This is a genomic window from Actinokineospora sp. (assembly GCF_052390155.1).
In the GTDB taxonomy this organism is placed as follows: domain Bacteria; phylum Actinomycetota; class Actinomycetes; order Mycobacteriales; family Pseudonocardiaceae; genus Actinokineospora.
This window is the reverse complement of sequence record NZ_JBQTHF010000060.1, coordinates 52,311-74,745: the sequence shown is the minus strand read 5'-3', so window position 1 is coordinate 74,745 and position 22,435 is coordinate 52,311. Positions and strand designations below refer to the sequence as shown.

Genomic DNA, 22,435 nt, shown 5'->3' with positions numbered 1-22,435 from the left:
CCGGCAGAGCGGTGGGCGGGGTACTCGACGTCACGCGACCTCCTGATGCTTGCTCGGCGGCACTCCGGGTCACCGTCGCCACCCGATCCCCGGGGCGGCGAGGCTCGGCGCACCCGGCGTCGCCTGCCACGTCCCGTGGCCGCGACAGCCTGCCATGGAGTGTGTCAAACCAGGGCGAAGTACCCCAATGTTTCGAGTCTGCCGGAATCGGTCGGCCGAGCTGAGTCGATCAAGCCGATTCCCGGTGATTGCTCACGGAGCGTGCTCGCCTCATCCGCCCCGCTCGCCTCGGCGGTCGTCCGCTGTTCCCCACTCCTCCCCACCCCGCGCTGGCCGGGCCCGCCACGGTGCCCCACGTCGAGCCGTGAACCCTGTGGTGCCGGGCGTGAGGGCGTTTTCGGGCGTTGTTGCCCGGCGGATGGTGCGACTGGGCCCGGTTGGCCCCCCACCACGCCCCACCCGCCACCGTCGGGCGCCTAGCTGGGAAAACAGCGCACGGACGAGTCTTGACGAGCCGGGATTCGCGTTGACTGTGGTGAAAAGTGGGGTACTGTGGCGCCAAGTGGGGCAATCGGGGGCTCCATGGCCGATCCGAGGGGTTCGGTGGGGAGGTGGGTGTCCGAATGTTTCTCGGCACGCACACCCCCAAGCTCGATGACAAGGGGCGGCTGACACTGCCCGCCAAGTTCCGGGAAGCGCTCGCGGGTGGGCTGATGATCACGAAGGGTCAGGATCACTGTCTCTACGTGTTTCCGCGCGCGGAGTTCGAGGACATGGCGCGCAAGGTCGCGGCCGCACCGCTGACGAACGAGGCCGTCCGCGCCTATCAGAGGTACCTGTTCGCAGGCACCGACGAGCAGCGTCCCGACGGGCAAGGGCGGATCGCGGTCGCGCCGGAGCTTCGGCGCTACGCCGGGCTGTCCAAGGACTGCGTCGTCATCGGGGCGATCACCAGGCTGGAGATCTGGGACGCCCAGGCGTGGCAGACCTACCTGGACGAACACGAGGACAGCTACTCGCAAGCCCGCGAGGAGGTGCTGCCCGGCGTGTTCTGACGGTGGGGGACAACGAGGATGCGGGTGCCGTGAGGCCTCGGTCCGCTCGCTTTCGGCCCTGGCGCACCTTCCCCGGTGCCAGGTTCGACGAGCGGGCGGGGACCTGGCGGCACCCGGCCTTGTGATCGGCGAGTGGTACGAGCCGCGGCGGTGTGGGGAGCGCAGCGCCGGAAAGGGTCGGAAAGGGGGTGTGACGATGACCGAACAGCCGACCGAACAGCCACGGCATGTGCCGGTGCTGCTGGACCGGATTCTCGACCTGTTCGGGCCTGCCGTGTCCGGCCGTCCCGCCGTCCTCGTCGACGCCACTCTCGGCCTCGGCGGCCACGCCGACGCCCTGCTCACGGCGTTCCCCGAGTTGACGTTGGTCGGCCTCGACCGCGACCCGCACGCGCTCGACCTCTCCCGCGACCGCCTGTCCCGCCACGGCGACCGGGCGCACTTCGTGCACACGGTCTACGACGAGATCCCCGACGCGCTGTCCGGGCTGGGACTGTCCAGGGTGGACGGTGTGCTGTTCGACCTCGGTGTCTCCTCCATGCAGCTCGACGTGGCCGAGCGCGGATTCGCCTACTCCCGCGACTCGCCGTTGGACATGCGGATGGACCCGACGACCGGTCCCACCGCGGCGGACGTACTCAACTCCTACTCGGCCGCCGACCTGATCCGCGTCCTGCGCGACTACGGCGAGGAACGGTTCGCGAGCCGGATCGTCAAGGCCGTCGTCGCCGCCCGGGACCGCGAGCCCTTCACCACCAGCGGGCGGCTGGTGGAACTGCTCTACGAGGCGGTCCCCGCGGCCACCCGGCGCACCGGCGGCCACCCCGCCAAACGCACCTTCCAGGCCCTGCGCATCGAGGTCAACGCCGAACTCGACGTCCTGCGCCGGGCCATTCCCGCCGCGCTCGCCGCGCTGCGGGTGGGTGGTCGGATCGTCGTGGAGTCCTACCAGTCGCTCGAAGACCGGATCGTCAAGCGGGCGCTGGCGGACCTCGCGAAGTCGACCACCCCGGAGGGGCTGCCGGTGGAGCTGCCCGGCCACGGCCCGCGGGTGCGCCTGCTGACCCGCGGCGCCGAACAGGCCGACGAGCACGAGATCGAACGCAACCCGCGCGCCCAGTCGGTCCGGCTGCGCGCGGCGGAACGAATCCGGGAGGCATCATGACCGCGCCGACACGCAACACGGGCACCCGCGCGGCGAACCGTGCCTCGGCGCGCACCGCCGAGCAGACCCGCCGCGGTCGCGCCGCAGAGACCACGCGCAAGTCGTCCACCACGTCGGCGGGCGAGGCGAGCGTCGAGGCACCCGCGAAGCCCACCCGCGCCGACCGCCCCGCGCGCGCCGCGGGCCGCCCCCGCACGGCTGCCGCCGAGCGGGCGTACGCCCGGCGCGCCCACCGGGAGGGCCGCGGCACCGCGTCCCGCCCCGCCGTCGCCACCGAGGAGGTCACCTCCGGCCGCGCGTCGTTCGTGGTGCTGATCATCGCGCTGCTCGTCGTCGGGGTGGCCGCCACGCTGTGGCTGACCACCCAGGCGATCGCGGACTCCTACCGGCTGGAGGACGCGAAGAACGGCGCCACCCGACTCTCCGAGCAGGCCGCCCAACTCCAGCGCGAGGTGACCAGGCAGGAGTCGGCGTCCGCCTTGGCGCAGCGCGCCCGAGAGCTGGGCATGGTGCCCGCGGGCGACCCCGCCTGGCTGGTCGTGCAGCCGGATGGCTCGGTGACAGTCGTCGGGGAGGCCAAGCCCGTTCCGGCGCCCGCACCCCCGACTGTGCCCGTCGACCAGCAGCCAGCCGCCCCGGTCGATTCCGCGCAGCCGCCCGCCGCGGGCGGTCAGGCCGCGCCGCCCGCGGGCACTGTGCCGCCTGCCGACACCGCGCCGCCCGCGAACCCGGCGGTCCCGCCCGGTGCCGGTGCGGCGCAGCCGCCCGGGGGTGGCGGCTGATGTCCTGCCGGAAGGCGATGTCCTGCCGGAAGGCGATGCCGCCCGCGGCCGACCTCGCCCTGAGATCGGTCACGGGAGGCGTGGTCGCCGACCCGCGCGTCGTGTGGAACCCGCGGGTCGTGCGTGGACGGCCCGCCCAGGGGGCTGTCGCAGGTGGTGGGATGCGGTTGTTCGCCGGTAGTGGAGTTGCGGGGCCGTTGGTGGAGGGTGCGGGCTTGGTTGTCGAGTTGTCGGTGGTTGGTGGGTTCGGGACTTCGCGAGCTGTGGTTGGTTGGTCTGTCTGCGTTGGGGTGCGGATGTTCGCTGATGGGGTTGTCGGCCCGCCGCTGGTGGGTGCGGGGTTGTCGGGCGCGGGGTTGTCGGTAGGTGACGTTGTGGTGCGGGCGGTCGCGGCGGAGGTGGGCGGGCGGGTCGACCAGGGTGCTGTCGGTCCGGGGGTGCGGCTGGTCGAGGGCGCTGGTGGCGCGGGTTCGCCGCCCGCGCGCGTGGGTGTGGGTGCCGAGATGTCCGTCGATCCGGCGGTGTGGGCCGAGGCCCGGCCGGCGGATGGGTGTGCCGAGTCCGGTGGGGTGGCGGCTGATGACTGATCAGTACCGGCGGGCGCCGGTTCGGCGTCCCGCACCGCCGCGTGGCCGACAGGCGCCGCGGCGGTCGGTCGCGCCGGGGCGCCTGCGGCGGGTGACCAAGCGGGCTCAGGGGACCGACCATCGGGTGCGGGTCGTCGTCGTGCGGTTCCTGTTGATCGCCTCGCTGGTGGCGGCGGGACTCAAGCTCGTGCAGGTGCAGGGATTCGAGGCGGAGGCGCTGGCCGCGCGGGCCGAGCGGCAGCGGCTGGAGAAGATCCCGATCCCGGCCCGCCGCGGCTCGATCCTGGACCGCAACGGCGTCGAGCTCGCGTTCAGTGTGGAAGCGCGGGCGGTGGCCTACCGGCCGAACGCGCAGCGCAAGCAGATCGACGAGTTCAACAAGAAGAACAACCCGGCCACCCCGCTGAGCTTCGACGAGGAGACCGCGGCGATCGCGCGCAAGATGCGTGAGGTGCTCGGCGACCAGGTGTCCGAACCGGACCTGCTGGCCAAGCTCCGGGAGGACAAGTCGTTCGTCTACCTGGCGACCAATGTCGAGCCCGCGGCCGCCCGCACGCTCAAGGAGACCTTTCCGCAGCTCAACATCGAGTATCGGGCGCTGCGCGAGTATCCGGGCGGCACGTTGGCCTCCAACGTCGTCGGGGTGGCCACCTGGCGGATGGACGATCCCGTGCAGGAGAAGCACAACCTGCACGGCCGGGTCGGCCTGGAACTGCTGCGCGACAACGAACTCGCGGGCAGGCAGGGCAGCCAGCGGGTGGAGACCGAGGGCGGCACCAACGTCGTCATTCCCGGCACCGAGCGCGACCTGGAGCCCGCGGTCGACGGCTCGGACATCGAGTTGACCATCGACGCCGACCTGCAGTTCTTCGTGCAGCAGAAGACCGCCGAGTACGCCAGGCGCAGCGGGTCGAAGAGTGCCAGCGTCGTCGTGCTCGACGCCAAGACCGGGGAGGTCTACGCGCTCGCCAACGACCGGACGTTCGACCCCGGCGCCCCCGGCGGACTGAACACCGAGGACATCGTCAACCCGGCGGTGACCACGCCGTTCGAGCCTGGCTCGGTGAACAAGGTCGTCACCGCGATGGCCGCGCTGGAGTACGGCGTCACCACCCCGGACGAGGTGTTGTCGGTGCCGGGCTCGATCAAGATCGCCGACCGGGTGGTCAGCGACGCGTGGGACCACGGCAGGCTGAACATGACCACCACCGGCGTGTTCGCCAAGTCGTCGAACGTGGGCACCCTGATGCTGGCCAACGAGGTCCGGCCTGAGCGGTACGCGGACATGCTGGCCAAGCTCGGCATCGGCAAGCGCACCGGGGTCGGCCTGCCCGGCGAGAGCCCCGGCAGGCTGCTGCCGCAGAGCCAGTGGTCGGGCAGCACCTTCGGCAACCTGCCGATCGGGCAGGGGCTGTCGATGACCGTGCTGCAGATGGCGGGCATGTACCAGACGCTCGCCAACGACGGGGTGCGCGTGCCGCCGCGGATCGTGAAGGCCACCGTGGCGCCGGACGGTGGCCGGGTCGAGGAACCGCGGCCCGACGGCGTGCGGGTGGTGTCGCCGGAGACGGCCCGCACCACGCGCGACATGCTGCGCGCCGTGACGCAGAAGGCACCCAACCAGAACAGCGGCACGGCGCCCGCCGCGGCGCTGACCGGCTACCAGATCTCGGGCAAGACCGGGACGGCGCAGCAGTTCGACCAGACCGCGGGCCGCTACAGCGACTCCAAGTACTGGATCACGTTCGCGGGCATCCTCCCCGCGGACAACCCGCGGTTCGTTGTGGGCATGGTCTACGACACGCCGGTCTACTCCACACCGGACGGTCACTCGGCGGCGCCGTTCTTCCACGACATCGCCTCGTTCCTCGCCCAGCGCTACAACCTTCCGCTGTCGGCCGAGCCCACCCCGATCGTCCCGCTCATCAAGCCCTGACGCCCGGCTCGATTCGTCGCCCAGTCCAATCGGGACAGTCACGGCAGACAAGACGGTGGGGACTGTCCTCATGGTCGGGACAATCTGGACAGTCGGTGGATCTGCGCGGCCTCGTGGTCGGTGACGGGGTGACAGGCCGGCTTCGGGACACGCCAGGCCGAATCGCGGTCGGACGACGTGCGGGCGGGTGGGGACGGTGGCCAAAGATTCGCTCATGTGTTCGATACTACCGGCCGGACGGGCGGGGTGAGCTGCAAAAACGGAATCGACCCGATCGTGTCACCGACTAACTCGATCGAGGAGGGTCCGTCACTCTGGGCACGCCTACCTCATCCGTTGCGGGGTCGAGGGTGAGGGTCCGCACGGTTGCCCTCCGTGCGCAGGTAGCCTTCCCCGACGTGCCCGCCAAGCTCGACGGCAAGGCTGTCACAGCGCCGCCTCGCCCCTCCCGGATCCACCCTGTCCCACTCGCCACGCTGGTCGCTCGCGCCGACGCGCGGCTGATCGCGGGCGAGGGCAGTGACGTCCGTGACCCCGTGTCCGAAGTGGCCGTCACGGGCGCGACGCTGCGCGCCCAGCAGGTCCGACAGGGGGACCTGTTCGCCGCGCTGCCCGGCGCCCGCACGCACGGTGCCGACTTCGCCGCCCAGGCCGTCGCCGCGGGCGCGGTCGCGGTGCTGACCGACGAGGCGGGCGCGGCCCGGCCAGCCGTGCGCGCCGCGAACCTCCCGGTGATCGTCCACCCCGACCCGCGCGCCGCGCTCGGGCCGGTGGCCGCGTGGATCTACGGCGAGCCGTCGACCAAGCTCGCCGTCCTGGGCGTCACCGGCACCTCCGGCAAGACGACCACCAGCCACATGATCGAGTCCGGCCTGGCCGCCGCGGGCCACACCACCGGTCTCATCGGGACGGTGGAGACCCGGATCGCGGGCGAGCGGCTGGCCAGCGCGTTCACCACGCCCGAGGCCCCCGACCTGCAGGCGCTGCTGGCCGTGATGGCCGAGCGCGGCGTCACGCACGTGCCGATGGAGGTCTCCAGCCACGCCCTGGAGTTGGGTCGGGTCGCGGGCACCCGGTTCGCGGTCGGCGCGTTCACCAACCTGTCCCAGGACCACCTGGACTTCCACCCTGACATGGACGACTACTTCCGGGCCAAGGCGCTGCTGTTCGACGGCCGCTCCGCCGCCGAGGTGGTCTGCGTGGACGGCGAATGGGGTCGGCGCCTGGTCACGCCGCAGACGGTCACGGTCGCCATCACGGGAGAGGCCCAGTGGACCGCCACCGACCTGCGCACCTCGTTGTCCGGTGAGCAGTCCTTCGTGATCCACACCCCGGACGGCGCGCGGCTGCCCGCCACCCTGCCCATGCCTGGCACGTTCAACGTCGCGAACGCCCTGGTCGCGGCCGCGTGCCTGACCGTGGTCGGGGTCGCGACCGACGCGATCGTGCGCGGACTGGCCGCCGCGCAGGTTCCCGGCCGGATGGAGCGGGTGGCCATCGGACAGGACTTCACCGCCGTTGTCGACTACTCGCACAAGCCGGAGGCGGTCGCCCTGGCGCTGGACGCCATGCGCGCGCGCACCGACGGCAGGGTGATCGTCGTGCTCGGCTGCGGCGGCGACCGCGACACGGCCAAGCGCCCGTTGATGGGCGCGGCGGCGGCGCGGCGCAGCGATCTGCTCGTCGTCACCGACGACAATCCCCGCAGCGAGGACCCGGCCGCGATCCGGGCCGCGATGCTGGCCGGGGTGCGGGCCGTCCCGGCGGCCGAGCGAGGCGAGGTGGTCGACATCGGTGACCGCAGGCAGGCGATCGCGACCGCGGTGTCCCGCGCGGCCGCGGGCGACGTCGTCGTCATCGCGGGCAAAGGACACGAGACCGGCCAGGACGTCGCCGGTGTGGTGCACCCGTTCTCCGACCGCGACGAACTGGAGGCCGCCATCCGCGAGCGACTGGGTCCGGTGACCCGATGATCCCGCTGACCCTGCGGGAGGTCGCCGACGCCGTCGGCGGCAGATTGCACCGTGCCGACGGCACCGAGACCGTCACCGGCGGCGTCGAGTTCGACTCCCGTGAGCTGGTGCCCGGCGGGTTGTTCGTCGCCATGCCGGGTGAGCGGGTCGACGGGCACGACTTCGCGGCCGGGGCCGTCGCGGCGGGCGCGGTCGGCGTGCTGGCCGCGCGCGAGGTCGACGCCCCGGCGGTCATCGTGGCGCCGGTAACCGACGCGCACACCGGTTCCGTCGCCCTCACCGGCGACACGGATGGCTCCGGCGCTGCTGTCCTGGCCGGCCTAGCCGCACTGGCCAGGGCGGTTGTCGACCGGCTGACCCCGGGCGGGCTGACCGTCATCGGCATCACCGGATCGTCCGGCAAGACCTCCACCAAGGACCTCGTCGCCCAACTCCTCGCGCCGATGGGTCCGACGATCGCCCCGCCCGGCTCGTTCAACAACGAACTGGGCCACCCGTGGACCGCGCTGCGCGCCGACGCCGACACCAGGCACCTCGTGCTGGAGCTGTCCGCGCGCGGACCGGGCCACATCGCGGCGCTGTGCGACACGGCGCCGCCGCGCATCGGCGTCGTGGTCAACGTCGGCACGGCCCACCTGGGCGAATTCGGCTCCCGCGCGGACATCGCCCGCACCAAGGGCGAGCTGGTCGAGAAGCTGCCAGCCGACGGGGTGGCGGTGCTCAACGCCGACGACCCGTTGGTCGCCGCCATGGCCGAGCGCACGGCGGCGCGGGTCGTGCTGGTCGGTGCGGCCGAGCACGCGCAGGTCCGGGCCACCGACGTCGAACTGGACGACCAGGCCAGGGCCAGCTTCCGGCTGGTCACCCCCGCGGGCGAGGCCCGGGTGACGCTGGCGCTGCACGGCGCTCACCACGTGGGCAACGCGCTCGCCGCCGCGGCGGTGGCCCTGGAACTGGGTGCCACCCCGCAGGAGGTGGCCGAGCGGCTGTCGGCGGCTCGGCGCGTCTCCGCGCGCCGCATGGAGGTGATCACCCGCCCGGACGGGGTGACGGTGGTCAACGACTCCTACAACGCCAACCCCGAGTCGGTGCGCGCCGCGCTCACAACGCTGGCGACCATGGCGCGCACAGGCAACCGGCGCCGGTCCTGGGCCGTCCTCGGGGTGATGGGCGAGCTGGGCGAGAACACGACCGAGGCGCATGACGAGATCGGCAGGCTCGCCGTTCGACTGGACATCAACCGCCTGGTGGTGGTGGGCGAGCAGGCCCGCGCCATGCACCAGGGGGCGAGCCTGGAGGGCTCGTGGGGAGAGGAGTCGGTGCTCGTGCCGGACGTCGATGCCGCGGTCGCGCTGTTGCGCGCCGAACTGGCACCCGGTGACGTGGTCCTGGTGAAGGCGTCCAAGGTGGCCGCCCTCTGGCGGGTCGCGGACGCGCTGCTGTCGGAGGTCGCCCAGTGAAGAGCATCCTCATCGCGGCCGCGGTAGCCATGGTCGTGTCCATCCTGCTCACCCCGTACCTGATCCGGGTGTTCTCCCGGCAGGGCTTCGGCCAGGAGATCCGCGAGGAAGGCCCCGAGGGGCACAAGAGCAAGCGCGGCACCCCGACCATGGGCGGTGTCGCGATCATCGTGGCGATGTGGGCGGGCTACGGCACCTCGCACATCGTCAACGCCATGTCGACTCCGCAGGGCGAGTCGCCCACCGCGTCCGGTCTGCTGGTGCTGATGCTGGGCACCGGGCTCGGCGTGGTCGGCTTCCTGGACGACTTCATCAAGATCCGCAAGCAGCGCAACCTCGGGCTGAACAAGACCGCGAAGCTGGTCGGCCAGCTCGTGGTGGGCATCGCGTTCGCGATCCTGGCGCTGCGCTTCCCAGACGAGCGCAACCTGACGCCCGCCTCGGACCACCTGTCGTTCGTGCGCGACATCGCGATCGTGTCCTTCGGCGGCATCGGCTTCATCGTGTTCTGCTACCTCGCGGTCTCGGCGTGGTCGAACGCGGTGAACTTCACCGACGGCCTGGACGGGCTCGCGGGCGGGTCGTCGGCGATGGTGCTCGGCACCTATGTGGTCATCTCGTTCTGGCAGTTCAGCCACGACTGCTCGCGGGTGCGCGAGGCCGCCTGCTTCGACGTGCGCGACCCGCTGGACCTGGCGGTGGTGGCGTCCGCGGCGATGGGCGCGTGCATCGGCTTCCTCTGGTGGAACGCCGCGCCCGCGAAGATCTTCATGGGCGACACCGGCTCGCTCGCGCTGGGCGGGCTGGTGGCCGGACTGTCCATGGCCACCCGCACGGAGCTGCTGATGATCGTGATCGGCGGCCTGTTCGTGGTCGAGATGATGTCGGTCGTGCTGCAGATCGCGATCTTCCGCACCACCCGGCGCAGGCTGTTTCGGATGGCGCCGTTCCATCATCACTTCGAGCTCGCCGGGTGGGCGGAAACCACGGTCATCATCCGGTTCTGGCTGCTCGCGGGCGTGTGCGCGATGTTCGGCCTCGGCCTGTTCTACGCGGACTGGCTGGGTCTCGGCGGCGGCGTGTGACCGAGTTCGCCGACCGCTCGGTGCTGGTCGCCGGGGCGGGCGTCACCGGGCGGTCGGTCGCGGTCGCCCTGAGATCCATGGGCGCCAGGGTCACCGTGACCGACGCCAGCGCGGAGCGGCTGGCCGCTCTGGCCGACACGGGCGCCGAGTTGGTCGCGGGCCTGGTCGAGCCGCCGCCGGGCACCGACCTGGTGGTCACCAGCCCTGGCTGGCGGCCGGACAGCCCGCTGCTGGTCGCCGCCGAGGTCGAGGTGATCGGCGACGTCGAGCTGGCCTGGCGGATCTCCGAGCGGCAGGCGCGGCCGCCGGTGTGGCTCGCCGTCACGGGCACCAACGGCAAGACCACGACGGTGCGCATGCTGGAGTCGATCCTGCGCGCGCACGGCGCCGACGCCGTGGCCTGCGGAAACGTCGGACTGCCGGTGCTCGACGCGGTGCTGGCGGGACACGGGGTGCTGGCCGTCGAGCTGTCGAGCTTCCAGCTCCACTGGCAGTCGAGCCTGCGGGTGCGCGCGGCAGCCGTGCTCAACGTCGCCGAGGACCACCTCGACTGGCACGGCTCGATGGCCGAGTACGCCCGCGCCAAGGGCACTGTCTTCGCAGGCGCGAAGGTCGTCGTGCACAACACCGCCGACGACTGGTCGGCGCGTCTCGCGGCCGAGCATGGTGGCACCCGGATCGGCTTCGGTCTGGACACCCCGCGGCCGGGGGAGCTGGGCGTGGTCGAGGACCTGCTGATCGATCGCGCGTTCGTCGACGACCCGGCGACCACCGCCGTCGAACTCGCCACGCTGGCCGATGTGCGGCCGGTCGGCGCGCACAACGTGGCCAACGCGCTCGCCGCCGCCGCGCTGGCCCGGGCCTATGGCGTCAGCCCTGAGGCTGTCGGCGCAGGCCTACGCGCGTTCGAGCCCGGCGCGCACCGCGCGGTGCCGGTAGCCGAGGTGGCCGGAGTGCGCTACGTCAACGACTCCAAGGCCACCAACCCGCACGCCGCGGCCGGGTCGCTGCGCGCGTTCGAGTCGGTGGTGTGGATCGCGGGCGGCCTGCTCAAGGGCGCCTCCGTCGATGGCCTGGTAGTCGAGGTGGCGGACCGGTTACGCGGCGTGGTGCTGCTGGGCGCCGACGCCGAGGTGATCTCCGCGTCCCTCGCGCGACACGCGCCGGATGTCCCCGTCGAGCGGGTGGGTCCGGGAGATCATGACGCCATGATCGCAGCGGTCCGCGCAGCGGGGGCCATGGCCCGTCCGGGTGACGTCGTGCTGCTCGCGCCCGCGGCGGCCTCCCTCGACATGTACCGCGACTACGCCCAGCGCGGCGACGCGTTCGTCGACGCCGTGCTTGGCCAGGAGGACCGCGGCGACACCGGAGTGCGCTGATGGCCGCCACCGAGGTCGACGAGCGGCCCCGGCGCAAGGTGCGCGCGACGGGCAAGCTCGTGGCGTTCCGCACCGCCCTCACCGCGTGGCTGGGCAGGCCGTTGGCCTCGTTCCACCTCGTACTCGCGGTGTTCAGCCTGCTCACTGTGCTCGGCCTGGTCATGGTGCTGTCGGCGTCGTCGGTGGTCTCGTTCAACACCCCGGGCTCCGGGCTCTACACGGTGTTCAAGAAGCAGTTGCTCTACGTGCTGGTCGGCGCGGTCCTGTTCTGGCTCGGCCTGCGCGTCCCGCTTGCCCGCATCCGGGCGCTGAGCCCGGCGGCGCTGGTGGTCAGCGTGGTCATGCTCGTGGTGGTGCTGACTCCGCTCGGCGCCCAGGTCAACGGCACGCAGAGCTGGTTCCGGTTCGGCGCGGTCTCCTTCCAGCCGGTCGAGGTGGCCAAGCTCGCGCTCGCGCTGTGGGGCGCGCACGTGCTGGTGGTCAAGCGGGCGGTGCTGCACCGGTACCGCCACCTGCTGGTCCCGGTGCTGCCCGCCGCGCTGCTGATGTTCGCGCTGGTCATGCTGCAGCCCGACCTCGGCGGCACGGTCACCCTCGGGGTGGTGCTGATCGCCCTGCTGTGGTTCGCGGGGGCGCCGCTGCGGCTGTTCGGGGCGCTCGCGCTCGGCGGTCTCGCCGGGGTCGCGCTGCTCGCGGTCGGCACGCAGTACCGGCTCGACCGGGTGCTCAGCTTCCTCAGCCCCGAGGACGACGTCAGCGGCAAGAGCTACCAGGCGCTGCAGGCGCAGCTCGCGCTGGCCGACGGCGGCCTGTTCGGCCGGGGGCTGGGCCAGGGCCCGTCGAAGTGGAACTTCCTGCCCAACGTGCACAACGACTTCATCTTCGCGCTCATCGGCGACGAGTTGGGCCTGCTCGGCTGTGCGCTGGTGTTGGGCCTGTTCGCGATGCTCGCGGTTGTCGGCATGCGGATAGCCACGCGCAACATCGACCCGTGGATCAGGATGGTCGCCGCCACGCTGACTGTCTGGCTGGTCGCGCAGGCGGCCATCAACATCGGCTACGTGGTCGGGTTGCTGCCGGTCACCGGCATCACGCTGCCGCTCATCTCCTCCGGCGGCACCTCGGTCGTGGTCACCATGCTGGTGTTCGGCATCCTCGCGAACTGCGCGCGGCACGAGCCCGAGGCCGTGTCGGCACTACGCTCACAGGGGCCGGGCCGATTCGGCAAGCTCATGCGGCTGCCCGCGCCCGACCCGTACAAGCCGCCGAAGAAACGCAAGCCCGCGCGGCCGTCGGCACCGCCGCGCGGCGCGGACCGGCCGACGGGGCTCACGGGTCGGCGCGGCGTGCCGCAGAGCGAGCACCGCAGGCGTGCGGTGCCCGAGCGGCACGGGTACGGCAGGGCCGGGGGCGGTGCGTCCGCGGCCCGGCAGAAGGCAAGCCGCGGGAATCCGCGGTCCGCTAAAGGAGGACGTCGTTGACCGTTGGTCCCACCGGTGGGAGTCAGGCCGCTCGCAAGGGTCCGTGCGTCGTGATCGCGGGGGGCGGCACGGCGGGGCACATCGAGCCCGCGCTGGCGCTGGCCGACGCGGTGATGCGGCTGCGCCCGGACGCCCGCGTGGTCGCGCTGGGCACTGAGCGCGGCCTGGAGAAGACCATCGTGCCCGCCCGGGGGTATCCGCTGGAGATGATCCCGCCGGTCCCGCTGCCGCGTAAGCCCACCGTCGACCTGCTCAAGCTGCCGCTCAAGGTGCGCGCGGCGGTGAAGGCCACCCGTGAGGTGCTCGACCGGGTCGGCGCCGACGTCGTGGTCGGCTTCGGCGGCTACGTCGCGCTGCCCGCCTACCTCGCCGCCCGCGGCAGGGTGCCGATCGTGGTGCACGACTCCAACGCCAAGGTCGGCCTGGCCAACAAGGTCGGCGCCCGTTTCGCCGCCCGCGTCGCGGTGGCCGTGCCGGACTCCGGGCTGCCGGGCGCCGAGGTCATCGGTATCCCGCTGCGCGAGTCGATCATCAACCTGGACCGGGCCGCGCTGCGGGCGCAGGCCCGCGAGTTCTTCGGGCTCGACCCCGACGCGCCGACGCTGCTGGTGTTCGGCGGCTCACAGGGCGCGCGGTCGATCAACACCGCGGTGTCCGGCGCCGCCCGCGCCCTGGCCGACGCGGGCATCGGCGTGCTGCACGCGCACGGCCCGAAGAACACCCTCGCGGTGCAGGAGGTTCCGGGCGCGCCCGCCTACGTCTCGGTGCCCTACCTGGAGCGGATGGACCTGGCCTACGCCGCCGCGGACGCCGCGCTGTGCCGGTGCGGCGCGATGACCGTCGCCGAGGTGTCCGCGGTGGGGCTGCCCGCGGTGTACATCCCGCTGCCGATCGGCAATGGCGAGCAGGCGCTCAACGCCCGGCCCGTGGTCGACGGCGGCGGTGCGCTGCTGGTGTCCGACGAGGAACTGACCCCGCGGAAGGTCGCCGACCTGGTCGTGCCGATGCTCACCGACCCGGCCAGGCTGGCGACGATGAGCGCGGCCGCGCAGGGCAGCGGCCACCGCGAGGCCGCGGACGTGCTGGCCCGCATGGTGCTCGACACCGTCGACAAGAGCCGGTCATGACCACGGCCGACCGGTTACTGGAGCGGGCGCACCTGATCGGCATCGGCGGGGCGGGGATGAGCGGCATCGCGCGCATCCTGCTGGCCCGCGGCAAGACGGTGTCCGGGTCGGACGCCAAGGAGGCCCGCACGTTCCTGACTCTGCGGGCCCAGGGTGCGCGGATCGCGGTCGGGCAGGCGGCGGAGAACCTCGATCTGCTGCCCGACGGACCGACAGCGGTCGTGGTGTCCACCGCGATCAAGGAGTCCAACCCGGAGCTGGTCGAGGCGCGGCGGCGCGGGATCACGGTGCTGCACCGGTCGCAGGCGCTGGCCGAGCTGATGGCGGGCCACCGGGTGGCGTGCATCGCGGGTACGCACGGCAAGACCTCGACCACCTCGATGCTCACCGTGGCGCTGCAGCACTGTCGGCTCGACCCGTCGTTCGCCATCGGCGGCGACCTCAACGACTCCGGCGCCAACGCCCACCACGGCAGCGGCGGCGTCTTCGTCGCGGAGGCCGACGAGAGCGACGGGTCGTTCCTGGTGTTCGCGCCGTCGGTCGCCGTGGTGACCAACGTCGAGGCCGATCACCTGGACCACCACGGCACTGTCGAGGCGTACACAGCCGTGTTCGACGCCTTCGTCGACCGGATCACCCCCGGCGGCGTGCTTGTCGCGTGCGCGGATGACCCCGGGTCGGCGGCGTTGGCCGCCCGTGCCGAGGCGCGGGGCATCCGGGTCCGCCGGTACGGCCGCGCGGCCACGGCCGCGTCCGACGCCACCCTGCTCGACTACCGGCCCGCGGACGGCGGCGGTGTCGCCCGGATCTCCCTCGACGGCCAGGAGATCCAGCTCGGCGTGGCCATGCCGGGCGAGCACATGGCGGATAACGCGCTCGCCGCGCTGCTGGCCGGACTGGAGCTGGGCGCGCCGCTGGCCGAACTGGGCGAGGGCATCGCGGCGTTCGGCGGGGTCCGCAGGCGCTTCGAGTACAAGGGCGCCGCGGGCGGGGTCCGGGTCTACGACGACTACGCCCACCACCCGACCGAGGTGGCCGCGCAGCTTCGCGCGGTGCGGCCCGCCGCCGAGGGCGGCCGGGTCGTGGTGATCTTCCAGCCGCACATGTACTCGCGCACCAAGACCTTCGCCGCCGAGTTCGCCGCGGCGCTCGGCCTGGCCGACGAGGTCGTGGTGCTCGACGTGTTCGGCGCGCGCGAGGAACCCGAGCCCGGGGTCACGGGCGCGCTCATCGCCGACGCCGTGCCGCTCGACGCCGTGCACTACGAGCCCGCGTTCGACAAGGTGCCGTCGCTGGTCGCCGACCTCGTCCGGCCGGGCGACCTGGTGCTGACCATGGGCGCGGGCGACGTCACGATGCTCGGCCCGGAGCTGATCGCCGAACTCGACCGCCGGGCGGCCGGGGAATGACCGGCGCCGCCGCCGAGCGGGTGGCGGACCGGCCGCGGCGCAGGCCGCCGCGGTCGTCCGAGCGCGAGGTCCGCAGGCGCCCCACCCGGCGCCGGTTCCTCGTCCGCCGGTGGACGGTGCTCGGCTCGGTGGTCGCGGTACCGGCGCTGGTCTACCTGGTGCTGTTCACCTCGGTGTTCGGGGTGCGCGCGGTGGCTGTGCTCGGGGTCGAGAAGCTCAGCGCGGACGACGTGCGGCAGGCCGCCGCGGTCGAGCCCGGCAGCCCGCTGGTGCGGTTGGACACCGACGAGATCGCCGCGCGGGTGGCGCTGCTGCCCAGTGTCGGCTCGGTCGACGTCCGCCGCTCCTTCCCCGGCACGGTGGAGATCACCGTCACCGAGCGGACGCCCGTGGCCGTGGTGACCGCGGGGGACGGCGTACACCTGATCGACGGGACGGGGGTCGACTTCCGGGTGGTCGCCGCGCCGCCGGGGCTGCCGCGGCTCGTGGTGGCGCGTGCGGCGGCCGACGATCCGGCGACCAGGGCGGCGGTGACGGTGTTGGCCGCGGTGCCGGAGCCGCTGCGGCCCCAGGTGGCGTCGGTGTCCGCGGAGACACCGGGCAACGTCCGGCTCACCCTCGCCGACGGGCGGCTGGTCAAGTGGGGCGGCGCGGAGCAGTCCGAGCGCAAGGCGCTGGTGCTCGGGCCGCTGCTGACCCGCCCCGGCAAGGTCTACGACGTCGCCGCGCCGGAGTTCCCCACCGTCTCCTGACGTTGTCTCGCGGAAGTTGTCCCCAGACGTTGTCCCCAGACGTTGTCCACAGAGGACGGCGAAACCGGGGTGCGGAGTGTCGGTGGGGTGGGCCAGACTGCCGCGCATGACTGATGCGATCACCCGAGTCGACCCGCCGATGGCGGGCGGCGAACTCGACCAGCTCTCTGGATTCCTGGACTACCTGCGCGGCACTATCGAGCTCAAGGCGACCGGTCTGTCCGAAGAGGACGCCCACCGGGCGCTGCTGCCCTCCGAGCTGATGACCGTCGCCGGGCTGCTGTCGCACCTGCGCTGGGTCGAGGCGTACTGGTTCGAGAGCGTGCTGAACGGCAGGCCGGACCGCGCGCCGTACAGCAAGGAGGACCCCGACGGCGAGTTTCGGATCGCCGCCGAGCTGAAGCTCGACCAACTCCTGGCCGACTACTCCGCGCAATGTGCCACCAGCCGCGAGATCGCGGGCGGCATGGGTCTCGACGACGACGTGGACTTCCGCGGCGACCGCCGGGTGAACCTGCGGTGGGTGCTCATCCACATGATCGAGGAGACCGGGCGGCACGCCGGGCACCTCGACGTCATCCGGGAGCTGCTCGACGGCACCACCGGCGAGTGACTGGCGAGTGACCGCGGGAGTCTCCTCACCTCCCGTGACGAACATCCGCGAGCGCGCACGGCGTGGCGGCTGGATCGCGGGTCGCGCTATGCCTACCTTCCTTTCATAGTCCGGGGTTGACATAACTCTCACTCTCTGGTTGAAGCTGAGGGTTTCCCGGCCCTGGACAGCACCACGCAGGACCACGATCAGGAAGGCGGCTCGATGACGCCCCCGCACAACTACCTCGCCGTGATAAAGGTTGTCGGCATCGGTGGCGGCGGCGTGAACGCCGTCAACCGGATGATCGAGGTCGGCCTCAAGGGGGTCGAGTTCATCGCGGTGAACACCGACGCGCAGGCGCTGCTGATGTCCGATGCCGACGTCAAGCTCGACATCGGCCGCGAACTCACCCGCGGGCTCGGTGCGGGCGCCAACCCCGAGGTCGGCCACAAGGCCGCCGAAGACCACCGCGAGGAGATCGAGGAGGTCATCAAGGGGGCCGACATGGTCTTCGTCACCGCGGGCGAGGGCGGCGGCACCGGCACCGGTGGCGCGCCGGTCGTCGCGTCCATCGCGCGCAAGCTCGGCGCGCTGACCATCGGCGTGGTCACCCGGCCGTTCTCCTTCGAGGGCAAGCGCCGGGCGAAGCAGGCCGAGGACGGCATCACCGAGCTGCGCAACGAGTGCGACACGCTCATCGTGATCCCCAACGACCGGCTGCTGCAGCTCGGCGACGTCGGGGTCAGCCTGATGGACGCGTTCCGCTCCGCGGACGAGGTGCTGCTCTCCGGTGTGCAGGGCATCACCGACCTGATCACCACCCCGGGTCTGATCAACCTCGACTTCGCCGACGTCAAGAGCATCATGTCCGGCGCAGGCAGCGCGCTGATGGGCATCGGCTCGGCTCGCGGTGAGGGCCGCGCGGTGCAGGCGGCGCAGAAGGCGATCAACTCGCCGCTGCTGGAGGCGTCCATGGACGGCGCCCACGGCGTGTTGCTGGCCATCGCGGGCGGCTCCGACCTCGGCCTGTTCGAGATCAACGAGTCCGCCTCGCTGGTGCAGGAGTCCGCGCACCCCGACGCGAACATCATCTTCGGCACGGTCATCGACGACTCGCTCGGCGACGAGGTGCGGGTGACGGTGATCGCCGCCGGGTTCGACAGCGGCACCCCGACGCACAAGAAGCTCGACCCGACCGCGTTCGGCTCGCGCGGCACCACGGCCTCCGCGCAGGCGGGCCAGGTCGGCGGCGCGGCGCCCGAGCCCGCGCCCACCCCGACCTACCAGCCGCCCGTCCAGCGGCACGAGCCCGCGCAGGACAACGGCTACCAGCCGCGTCCGGCGTACCAGCCCACCTCGGCTCCGCCCGCCCACGCGGCGACGGCGCAGCCGCTGCCGAACGTGCGCGGCAGCCAGGGCAGCCTGCCCGGCCGCGCCGTCCCGGTCGTCGACGACCCCGACGACGAGGTGGACGTCCCGCCGTTCATGCGTCGGTAGTGCGGCCCGACAGTCCAGCCCCGACAGTCCAGCCCCGACAGTCCAGCCCGGCCAGCGAACCCCGGCGTTCCCCCGCCGGGGTTCGCCGTTGTCGGCAGTAGTTTGGGCGCGGGCTGTCGACAGACTCGATCGTGATGAGGAGTGCAGGTTGCGGATTCGCCGAGTGGTCACCACCCGCGACGGCGGGGCGTCCCAGACCCCCTACGACTCGTTCAACCTCGGCGAGCACGTCGGGGACGCGCCGGACGCGGTCGCCGCCAACCGGGCGCGGCTGGCCGCCGACCTGGGCCTGGCGGCCGACCGGCTGGTGTGGATGGAGCAGGTGCACGGTCGCACGGTCGCGGTGGTCGACGGTCCGCGGGCCGCGCCCGTCGAGGCCACCGACGGGCTGGTGACCGCAGAGCCGGGGCTCGCGCTGGTCGCGCTGGTGGCCGACTGCGTGCCGATCCTGCTCGCCGACCCGGTGGCCGGGGTGGTCGCCGCGGTGCACGCGGGCCGCGTCGGCGCGCGGGTGGGCGTGGTGCCCGCCGCGCTGGCCGCCATGGCGTCGGTGGGCGCCGACGTGCGCCGCGTCGAGGTGCTGCTCGGCCCGTCGGTGTGCGGCGACTGCTACGAGGTGCCGCAGGCGATGCAGACCGACGTGGAGAAGCACCTGCCGGGCAGCGCGTGCCGGACCCGCAAGGGCACCGCGGGCCTCGACCTGCGCGCCGGACTCTGGCGCCAGCTCGCCGACGCGGGCGTGGCGCGCATCGGGATCGACCCGCGGTGCACGAACGAGGAGCCCGCACTGTTCAGTCACCGCAGGGAAGGGACCACTGGGCGATTGGCCGCGATCACCTGGCTCGACCGGGACGCGACCCCGTGACGGGCGCCCGCGCGGCGGCGATCGCGGCCAACCTCGCCGAGGTCGCGGCCAGGATCGAGGCCGCCTGCGCCCGCGCCGGACGCGACCCGAGCGAGGTTCGGCTGCTCGCCGTGACCAAGACCTTCCCGGCCGGTGACGCGGTGGCGCTGGCCGACCTCGGCGTCCTCGACCTCGCCGAGAACCGCGAGCAGGAGGCCGGTCCCAAGGCCGACGAGGTGCGTGCGCTGCGCCCGGACGCCCCCGTGCGTTGGCACATGGTCGGGCGGCTGCAGCGCAACAAGGCGCGGTCGGTGGCCCGCTGGGCGGCCGAGATCCAGTCGGTCGACTCGGCGCGGCTGGTGGCCGCGCTGGACCGCGCCACGGCCGCCGCCCGGGCCGCGGGGGAGCGCGCCGAGCCGCTCGACGTACTCCTGCAGGCGAGCCTCGACGGCGACCCCGCGCGCGGCGGCTGCCCGCTCGACGATCTTGACGAACTCGCCGAACAGGTAACTCGTTCGAGTGAATTACGGTTTCGGGGGATCATGGCCGTGGCGCCGCTCGACACGGAACCGACCGTGGCGTTCGAGCGTCTTGCCGGTGTCGCACAACAGCTTCGCACGCTCTATCCCACGGCGCGCGAGCTCTCGTGCGGCATGAGTAACGATCTGGAGGAAGCGATCGACTACGGGTCGACGTGCGTGCGTGTCGGAACCGCTCTGCTCGGGGGGCGCGGGCTAGCCTCCCCGTAGAAGGTTCCGGGTTTGCCATCTCCCGGGGCGCCGGTAGGCGTGCGGGGCTGTGGTGTCGAAAACGCACGTGGGACCACGCTTGGGGAGTCGCGGAGGGGACGCCATGAGTACGCTGCAGAAGCTGAAGGCCTACTTCGGGATGGTCCCGGCCGACGAGCTCGACGACTACGACGCCGAAGACTACGACCGTCGTGGCTACACCCGTCGCCCGGAGTACCTGGAAGACGAGTTCGACGACTACGGCGCGGGCAGGCGTCGGTGGTTCGGCGGCCAGCGCGGCGCCTACCGTGACGAGGGCGAAGACGACTACGAGCCCGCCGAGCGCGGCCGTCCGCGGCCTGCCTGGGCGACGCCCGCCGACACCCAGACCCACGGCGCGCTCGCGGTCGACGCGCGGCGGGACCCGGCGCCTCGGCTGCGCCAGGTCGAGGCCCCCGTGCAGGCGGGTGGCTACCCGCTCGGTCGGGTCGTGACCCTGCACCCGAGCAGCTACAACGAGGCCAGGGCGATCGGCGAGCACTACCGCGACGGTCGCCCGGTGATCATGAACTTGACCGAGATGGACGACGCGGACGCCAAGCGCCTGGTCGACTTCGCGGCCGGGCTGGCGTTCGCGCTGCGCGGCTCGATCGACAAGGTCACCAACAAGGTGTTCTTGATCTCACCCCCCAATGTCGACCCCACCGCGGAGGACAAGCGGCGGTTGGCGGAGGGCGGATTCGTCACCAGAAGCTGATTGATGGCAGAGTTGACCTGTGGAACCAGTGCTCCTCGCCGTCTATTGGGTGTTGTTCATCTTCTGGCTGCTGCTCACCGCGCGGGTCGTGGTGGAGCTCGTGCGCACGTTCGCGCGCGAGTGGCGGCCCGCGGGTGGGGTTGCGGTAACGCTAGAGACCATCTACACAGTGACCGATCCTCCGGTTCGTCTTGTTCGTCGGCTCATCCCGACGATCAGGATCGGAGGCGTCGGCCTGGACCTATCGATTATGGTGCTGCTGTTGGTCGTATTCATCTTGATGCGACTGGCGTATCCCGGGTAACGGGGAACCCGGCTACCTGCAGCCCTGGAGCGCGTGAGGTGATCAGATGTCGTTGACCCCCGCTGACGTGCACAACGTCGCGTTCAGCAAGCCTCCCATTGGCAAGCGGGGCTACAACGAGGACGAGGTGGACGCCTTCCTCGACTTGGTCGAGGTGGAGCTCTCCCGCCTGATCGAGGAGAACAACGACCTGCGAGCGCAGGTCGAGCAGCTCGACGCGCAGTTGGAGTCGGCTCGCGCCGACCTCGACGACGCCCGGTCCGGCGGCGGGGCCCCAGTGGCTCAGGTTCGCCCGACCGAGGAACCGCGCAGGCTGACTCCGGTTCCGCCGCCCAGCTCGCTGGAGCAGACCAACCCGGGCGGCGGCGGTGATCACCACGTGCAGGCCGCCAAGGTTCTCGGCCTGGCGCAGGAGATGGCCGACCGGCTCACCGGCGAGGCCAAAGCCGAGGCCGACGGGATGCTGGCGGAGGCTCGGACCAAGTCCGAGCAGTTGCTGTCCGAGGCGCGGGCCAAGTCCGACACCATGGTCAACGAGGCGCGCACGCGTGCCGAGACCATGCTGAACGACGCCCGCACCCGGTCGGAGACCCTGGAGCGGCAGGCGCGGGAGAAGGCCACCACGCTGGAGCGCGACGCCCAGCGACAGCACACCGAGATCATCGGCGCGGTGCAGGCAGAGCGCACCACGCTGGAGAAGAAGATCGACGAGCTGCGCACCTTCGAGCGCGAGTACCGCACCCGACTGAAGACCTTCCTGGAGTCCAGCCTCCGTGAGCTCGGCGACCGCGGTTCCGCGGCCCCGACCAGCGAGGGCGGGCGCGCGGCCGGTCAGCAGAGCGGCTACTCCTTCGGCCCCCGGGCCGAAGCGGGCTGACGCGGGAAGTCGGCCGGGTCGCCGCGCGCGTGTCCGATCAGGACGCGGGCACGCGCGGCGCACCGGTCCGGCGGACAGGGCACATGGTGCTGTACATCGTCTTGTTGCTGGTGCTCAGCGCCTTCGCGCTGCTGGTCACCGCCCTCACCACGGCGGAGACGCTGTGGGCGTGGCTCTCGGTCGCCGTCAGTGTCCTGGCGGCCGGGATCCTGGTGGTCGACTGGCTCCGCACTCGGCGCCGCAAGGCCGCCGCCGACCCGGTCGACGAGGCCGAGTTCGACGACGACCCCGTGGAATCCGAGGTGCCGGTCGCGCCGGATCCTGATCCGGCGGACACCGACGACGAGGACTTCGCCGCCGACCCGGCGGACGAGCCCGACGAGGAGTCCACCGACGCCGCCGACCTGCTCGTGGTGACCAGCCTGACGGTCGACGTGCGCGTGGTGGACGAACGGCCGCGCTATCACCTGACCACCTGCGCCTGGCTGGCCGGGCGGCCGTCGATCGCACTGCCCGTGGCCGAGGCCCGCGAGTTGGGCTTCACGCCGTGCGGCCAGTGTGCTCCCGACGCGACCCTGGCGGCCAGGCACCGGGCCGCCCGCGGTGTCCGGCACGGCCCGAAGTCCGGTGTCGATCACTAGC

21 protein-coding genes are annotated in these 22,435 nt (G+C 72.3%); all 21 read left to right on the top strand.

Features of this window, described 5'->3' with window-relative positions; translation table 11 throughout:
• Positions 1–623: 623 nt before the first annotated feature.
• Positions 624–1,055, top strand: coding sequence for a division/cell wall cluster transcriptional repressor MraZ (gene mraZ, locus ACT4N7_RS21140; RefSeq protein WP_444830535.1), 432 nt, complete (start codon positions 624–626; stop codon positions 1,053–1,055).
• A 196-nt stretch (positions 1,056–1,251) separates the two neighbouring features.
• Positions 1,252–2,220 (top strand): 16S rRNA (cytosine(1402)-N(4))-methyltransferase RsmH, encoded by a 969-nt coding sequence (gene rsmH / locus ACT4N7_RS21135; RefSeq protein WP_444830534.1) that lies wholly within the window; start codon positions 1,252–1,254, stop codon positions 2,218–2,220.
• Entirely contained in the window at positions 2,217–3,002 is a 786-nt protein-coding gene (locus tag ACT4N7_RS21130) for a hypothetical protein (RefSeq protein WP_444830533.1), read from the top strand. Before rsmH ends, ACT4N7_RS21130 begins: the two co-directional genes overlap by 4 nt.
• A 296-nt stretch (positions 3,003–3,298) precedes the next feature.
• The gene (locus ACT4N7_RS21125; protein WP_444830532.1) at positions 3,299–3,589 is read left to right on the top strand and encodes a hypothetical protein; all 291 of its coding nucleotides are present in this window, start codon (positions 3,299–3,301) and stop codon (positions 3,587–3,589) included.
• Complete coding sequence (locus tag ACT4N7_RS21120; RefSeq protein WP_444830531.1) at positions 3,582–5,525, top strand: peptidoglycan D,D-transpeptidase FtsI family protein; 1,944 nt, start codon at positions 3,582–3,584, stop codon at positions 5,523–5,525. The genes ACT4N7_RS21125 and ACT4N7_RS21120 overlap by 8 nt, the downstream gene beginning before the upstream one ends.
• Before the next feature lie 398 nt (positions 5,526–5,923).
• Positions 5,924–7,498: a UDP-N-acetylmuramoyl-L-alanyl-D-glutamate--2,6-diaminopimelate ligase gene (locus ACT4N7_RS21115; protein WP_444830530.1), complete on the top strand. Its 1,575-nt coding sequence runs from the start codon at positions 5,924–5,926 to the stop codon at positions 7,496–7,498.
• Positions 7,495–8,958, top strand: a complete 1,464-nt coding sequence (locus ACT4N7_RS21110; protein WP_444830529.1) for a UDP-N-acetylmuramoyl-tripeptide--D-alanyl-D-alanine ligase — start codon at positions 7,495–7,497, stop codon at positions 8,956–8,958. Before ACT4N7_RS21115 ends, ACT4N7_RS21110 begins: the two co-directional genes overlap by 4 nt.
• Positions 8,955–10,043 carry a phospho-N-acetylmuramoyl-pentapeptide-transferase gene (mraY, locus tag ACT4N7_RS21105; RefSeq protein WP_444830528.1) on the top strand — a complete coding sequence of 363 codons (1,089 nt, stop codon included), beginning with the start codon at positions 8,955–8,957 and terminating at the stop codon, positions 10,041–10,043. Before ACT4N7_RS21110 ends, mraY begins: the two co-directional genes overlap by 4 nt.
• Complete coding sequence (murD, locus tag ACT4N7_RS21100; protein WP_444830527.1) at positions 10,040–11,422, top strand: UDP-N-acetylmuramoyl-L-alanine--D-glutamate ligase; 1,383 nt, start codon at positions 10,040–10,042, stop codon at positions 11,420–11,422. Before mraY ends, murD begins: the two co-directional genes overlap by 4 nt.
• Positions 11,422–12,903: a putative lipid II flippase FtsW gene (gene ftsW, locus ACT4N7_RS21095; RefSeq protein WP_444830526.1), complete on the top strand. Its 1,482-nt coding sequence runs from the start codon at positions 11,422–11,424 to the stop codon at positions 12,901–12,903. Before murD ends, ftsW begins: the two co-directional genes overlap by 1 nt.
• Positions 12,900–14,030 (top strand): undecaprenyldiphospho-muramoylpentapeptide beta-N-acetylglucosaminyltransferase, encoded by a 1,131-nt coding sequence (murG, locus tag ACT4N7_RS21090; RefSeq protein ID WP_444830525.1) that lies wholly within the window; start codon positions 12,900–12,902, stop codon positions 14,028–14,030. Before ftsW ends, murG begins: the two co-directional genes overlap by 4 nt.
• Positions 14,027–15,439: a UDP-N-acetylmuramate--L-alanine ligase gene (murC, locus tag ACT4N7_RS21085; protein ID WP_444830524.1), complete on the top strand. Its 1,413-nt coding sequence runs from the start codon at positions 14,027–14,029 to the stop codon at positions 15,437–15,439. The genes murG and murC overlap by 4 nt, the downstream gene beginning before the upstream one ends.
• A complete protein-coding gene (locus tag ACT4N7_RS21080) occupies positions 15,436–16,191 on the top strand; it encodes a cell division protein FtsQ/DivIB (protein ID WP_444830523.1) in 756 nt (251 codons plus the stop codon). Before murC ends, ACT4N7_RS21080 begins: the two co-directional genes overlap by 4 nt.
• A 106-nt stretch (positions 16,192–16,297) precedes the next feature.
• Positions 16,298–16,804, top strand: coding sequence for a DinB family protein (locus ACT4N7_RS21075; RefSeq protein WP_444830522.1), 507 nt, complete (start codon positions 16,298–16,300; stop codon positions 16,802–16,804).
• 204 nt (positions 16,805–17,008) lie between these two features.
• The gene (ftsZ, locus tag ACT4N7_RS21070) at positions 17,009–18,283 is read left to right on the top strand and encodes a cell division protein FtsZ (RefSeq protein ID WP_444830521.1); all 1,275 of its coding nucleotides are present in this window, start codon (positions 17,009–17,011) and stop codon (positions 18,281–18,283) included.
• A 148-nt stretch (positions 18,284–18,431) separates the two neighbouring features.
• A complete protein-coding gene (pgeF, locus tag ACT4N7_RS21065) occupies positions 18,432–19,148 on the top strand; it encodes a peptidoglycan editing factor PgeF (RefSeq protein ID WP_444830520.1) in 717 nt (238 codons plus the stop codon).
• Positions 19,145–19,876 carry a YggS family pyridoxal phosphate-dependent enzyme gene (locus tag ACT4N7_RS21060; RefSeq protein ID WP_444830519.1) on the top strand — a complete coding sequence of 244 codons (732 nt, stop codon included), beginning with the start codon at positions 19,145–19,147 and terminating at the stop codon, positions 19,874–19,876. The genes pgeF and ACT4N7_RS21060 overlap by 4 nt, the downstream gene beginning before the upstream one ends.
• A 103-nt stretch (positions 19,877–19,979) precedes the next feature.
• Complete coding sequence (locus ACT4N7_RS21055) at positions 19,980–20,612, top strand: cell division protein SepF (protein WP_444830518.1); 633 nt, start codon at positions 19,980–19,982, stop codon at positions 20,610–20,612.
• Between the two features lie 28 nt (positions 20,613–20,640).
• The gene (locus ACT4N7_RS21050; protein WP_444830636.1) at positions 20,641–20,916 is read left to right on the top strand and encodes a YggT family protein; all 276 of its coding nucleotides are present in this window, start codon (positions 20,641–20,643) and stop codon (positions 20,914–20,916) included.
• A 46-nt stretch (positions 20,917–20,962) separates the two neighbouring features.
• On the top strand, positions 20,963–21,793 hold the full coding sequence (gene wag31, locus ACT4N7_RS21045; RefSeq protein WP_444830517.1) for a DivIVA-like cell division protein Wag31: 831 nt from the start codon (positions 20,963–20,965) through the stop codon (positions 21,791–21,793).
• Positions 21,794–21,876: 83 nt separating this feature from the next.
• The gene (locus ACT4N7_RS21040) at positions 21,877–22,434 is read left to right on the top strand and encodes a hypothetical protein (protein WP_444830516.1); all 558 of its coding nucleotides are present in this window, start codon (positions 21,877–21,879) and stop codon (positions 22,432–22,434) included.
• Position 22,435: the final 1 nt, after the last annotated feature.

Excerpts from the sequence above, each read along its gene's own strand:
- mraZ (WP_444830535.1), top strand. The coding sequence starts at position 624 with ATGTTTCTCGGCACGCACACCCCCAAGCTCGATGACAAGGGGCGGCTG.
- rsmH (WP_444830534.1), top strand. The coding sequence starts at position 1,252 with ATGACCGAACAGCCGACCGAACAGCCACGGCATGTGCCGGTGCTGCTG.
- ACT4N7_RS21130 (WP_444830533.1), top strand. The coding sequence starts at position 2,217 with ATGACCGCGCCGACACGCAACACGGGCACCCGCGCGGCGAACCGTGCC.
- ACT4N7_RS21125 (WP_444830532.1), top strand. The coding sequence starts at position 3,299 with ATGTTCGCTGATGGGGTTGTCGGCCCGCCGCTGGTGGGTGCGGGGTTG.
- ACT4N7_RS21120 (WP_444830531.1), top strand. The coding sequence starts at position 3,582 with ATGACTGATCAGTACCGGCGGGCGCCGGTTCGGCGTCCCGCACCGCCG.
- ACT4N7_RS21110 (WP_444830529.1), top strand. The coding sequence starts at position 7,495 with ATGATCCCGCTGACCCTGCGGGAGGTCGCCGACGCCGTCGGCGGCAGA.
- ftsW (WP_444830526.1), top strand. The coding sequence starts at position 11,422 with ATGGCCGCCACCGAGGTCGACGAGCGGCCCCGGCGCAAGGTGCGCGCG.
- murC (WP_444830524.1), top strand. The coding sequence starts at position 14,027 with ATGACCACGGCCGACCGGTTACTGGAGCGGGCGCACCTGATCGGCATC.
- ACT4N7_RS21080 (WP_444830523.1), top strand. The coding sequence starts at position 15,436 with ATGACCGGCGCCGCCGCCGAGCGGGTGGCGGACCGGCCGCGGCGCAGG.
- ACT4N7_RS21075 (WP_444830522.1), top strand. The coding sequence starts at position 16,298 with ATGACTGATGCGATCACCCGAGTCGACCCGCCGATGGCGGGCGGCGAA.
- ftsZ (WP_444830521.1), top strand. The coding sequence starts at position 17,009 with ATGACGCCCCCGCACAACTACCTCGCCGTGATAAAGGTTGTCGGCATC.
- ACT4N7_RS21055 (WP_444830518.1), top strand. The coding sequence starts at position 19,980 with ATGAGTACGCTGCAGAAGCTGAAGGCCTACTTCGGGATGGTCCCGGCC.
- wag31 (WP_444830517.1), top strand. The coding sequence starts at position 20,963 with ATGTCGTTGACCCCCGCTGACGTGCACAACGTCGCGTTCAGCAAGCCT.
- ACT4N7_RS21040 (WP_444830516.1), top strand. The coding sequence starts at position 21,877 with ATGGTGCTGTACATCGTCTTGTTGCTGGTGCTCAGCGCCTTCGCGCTG.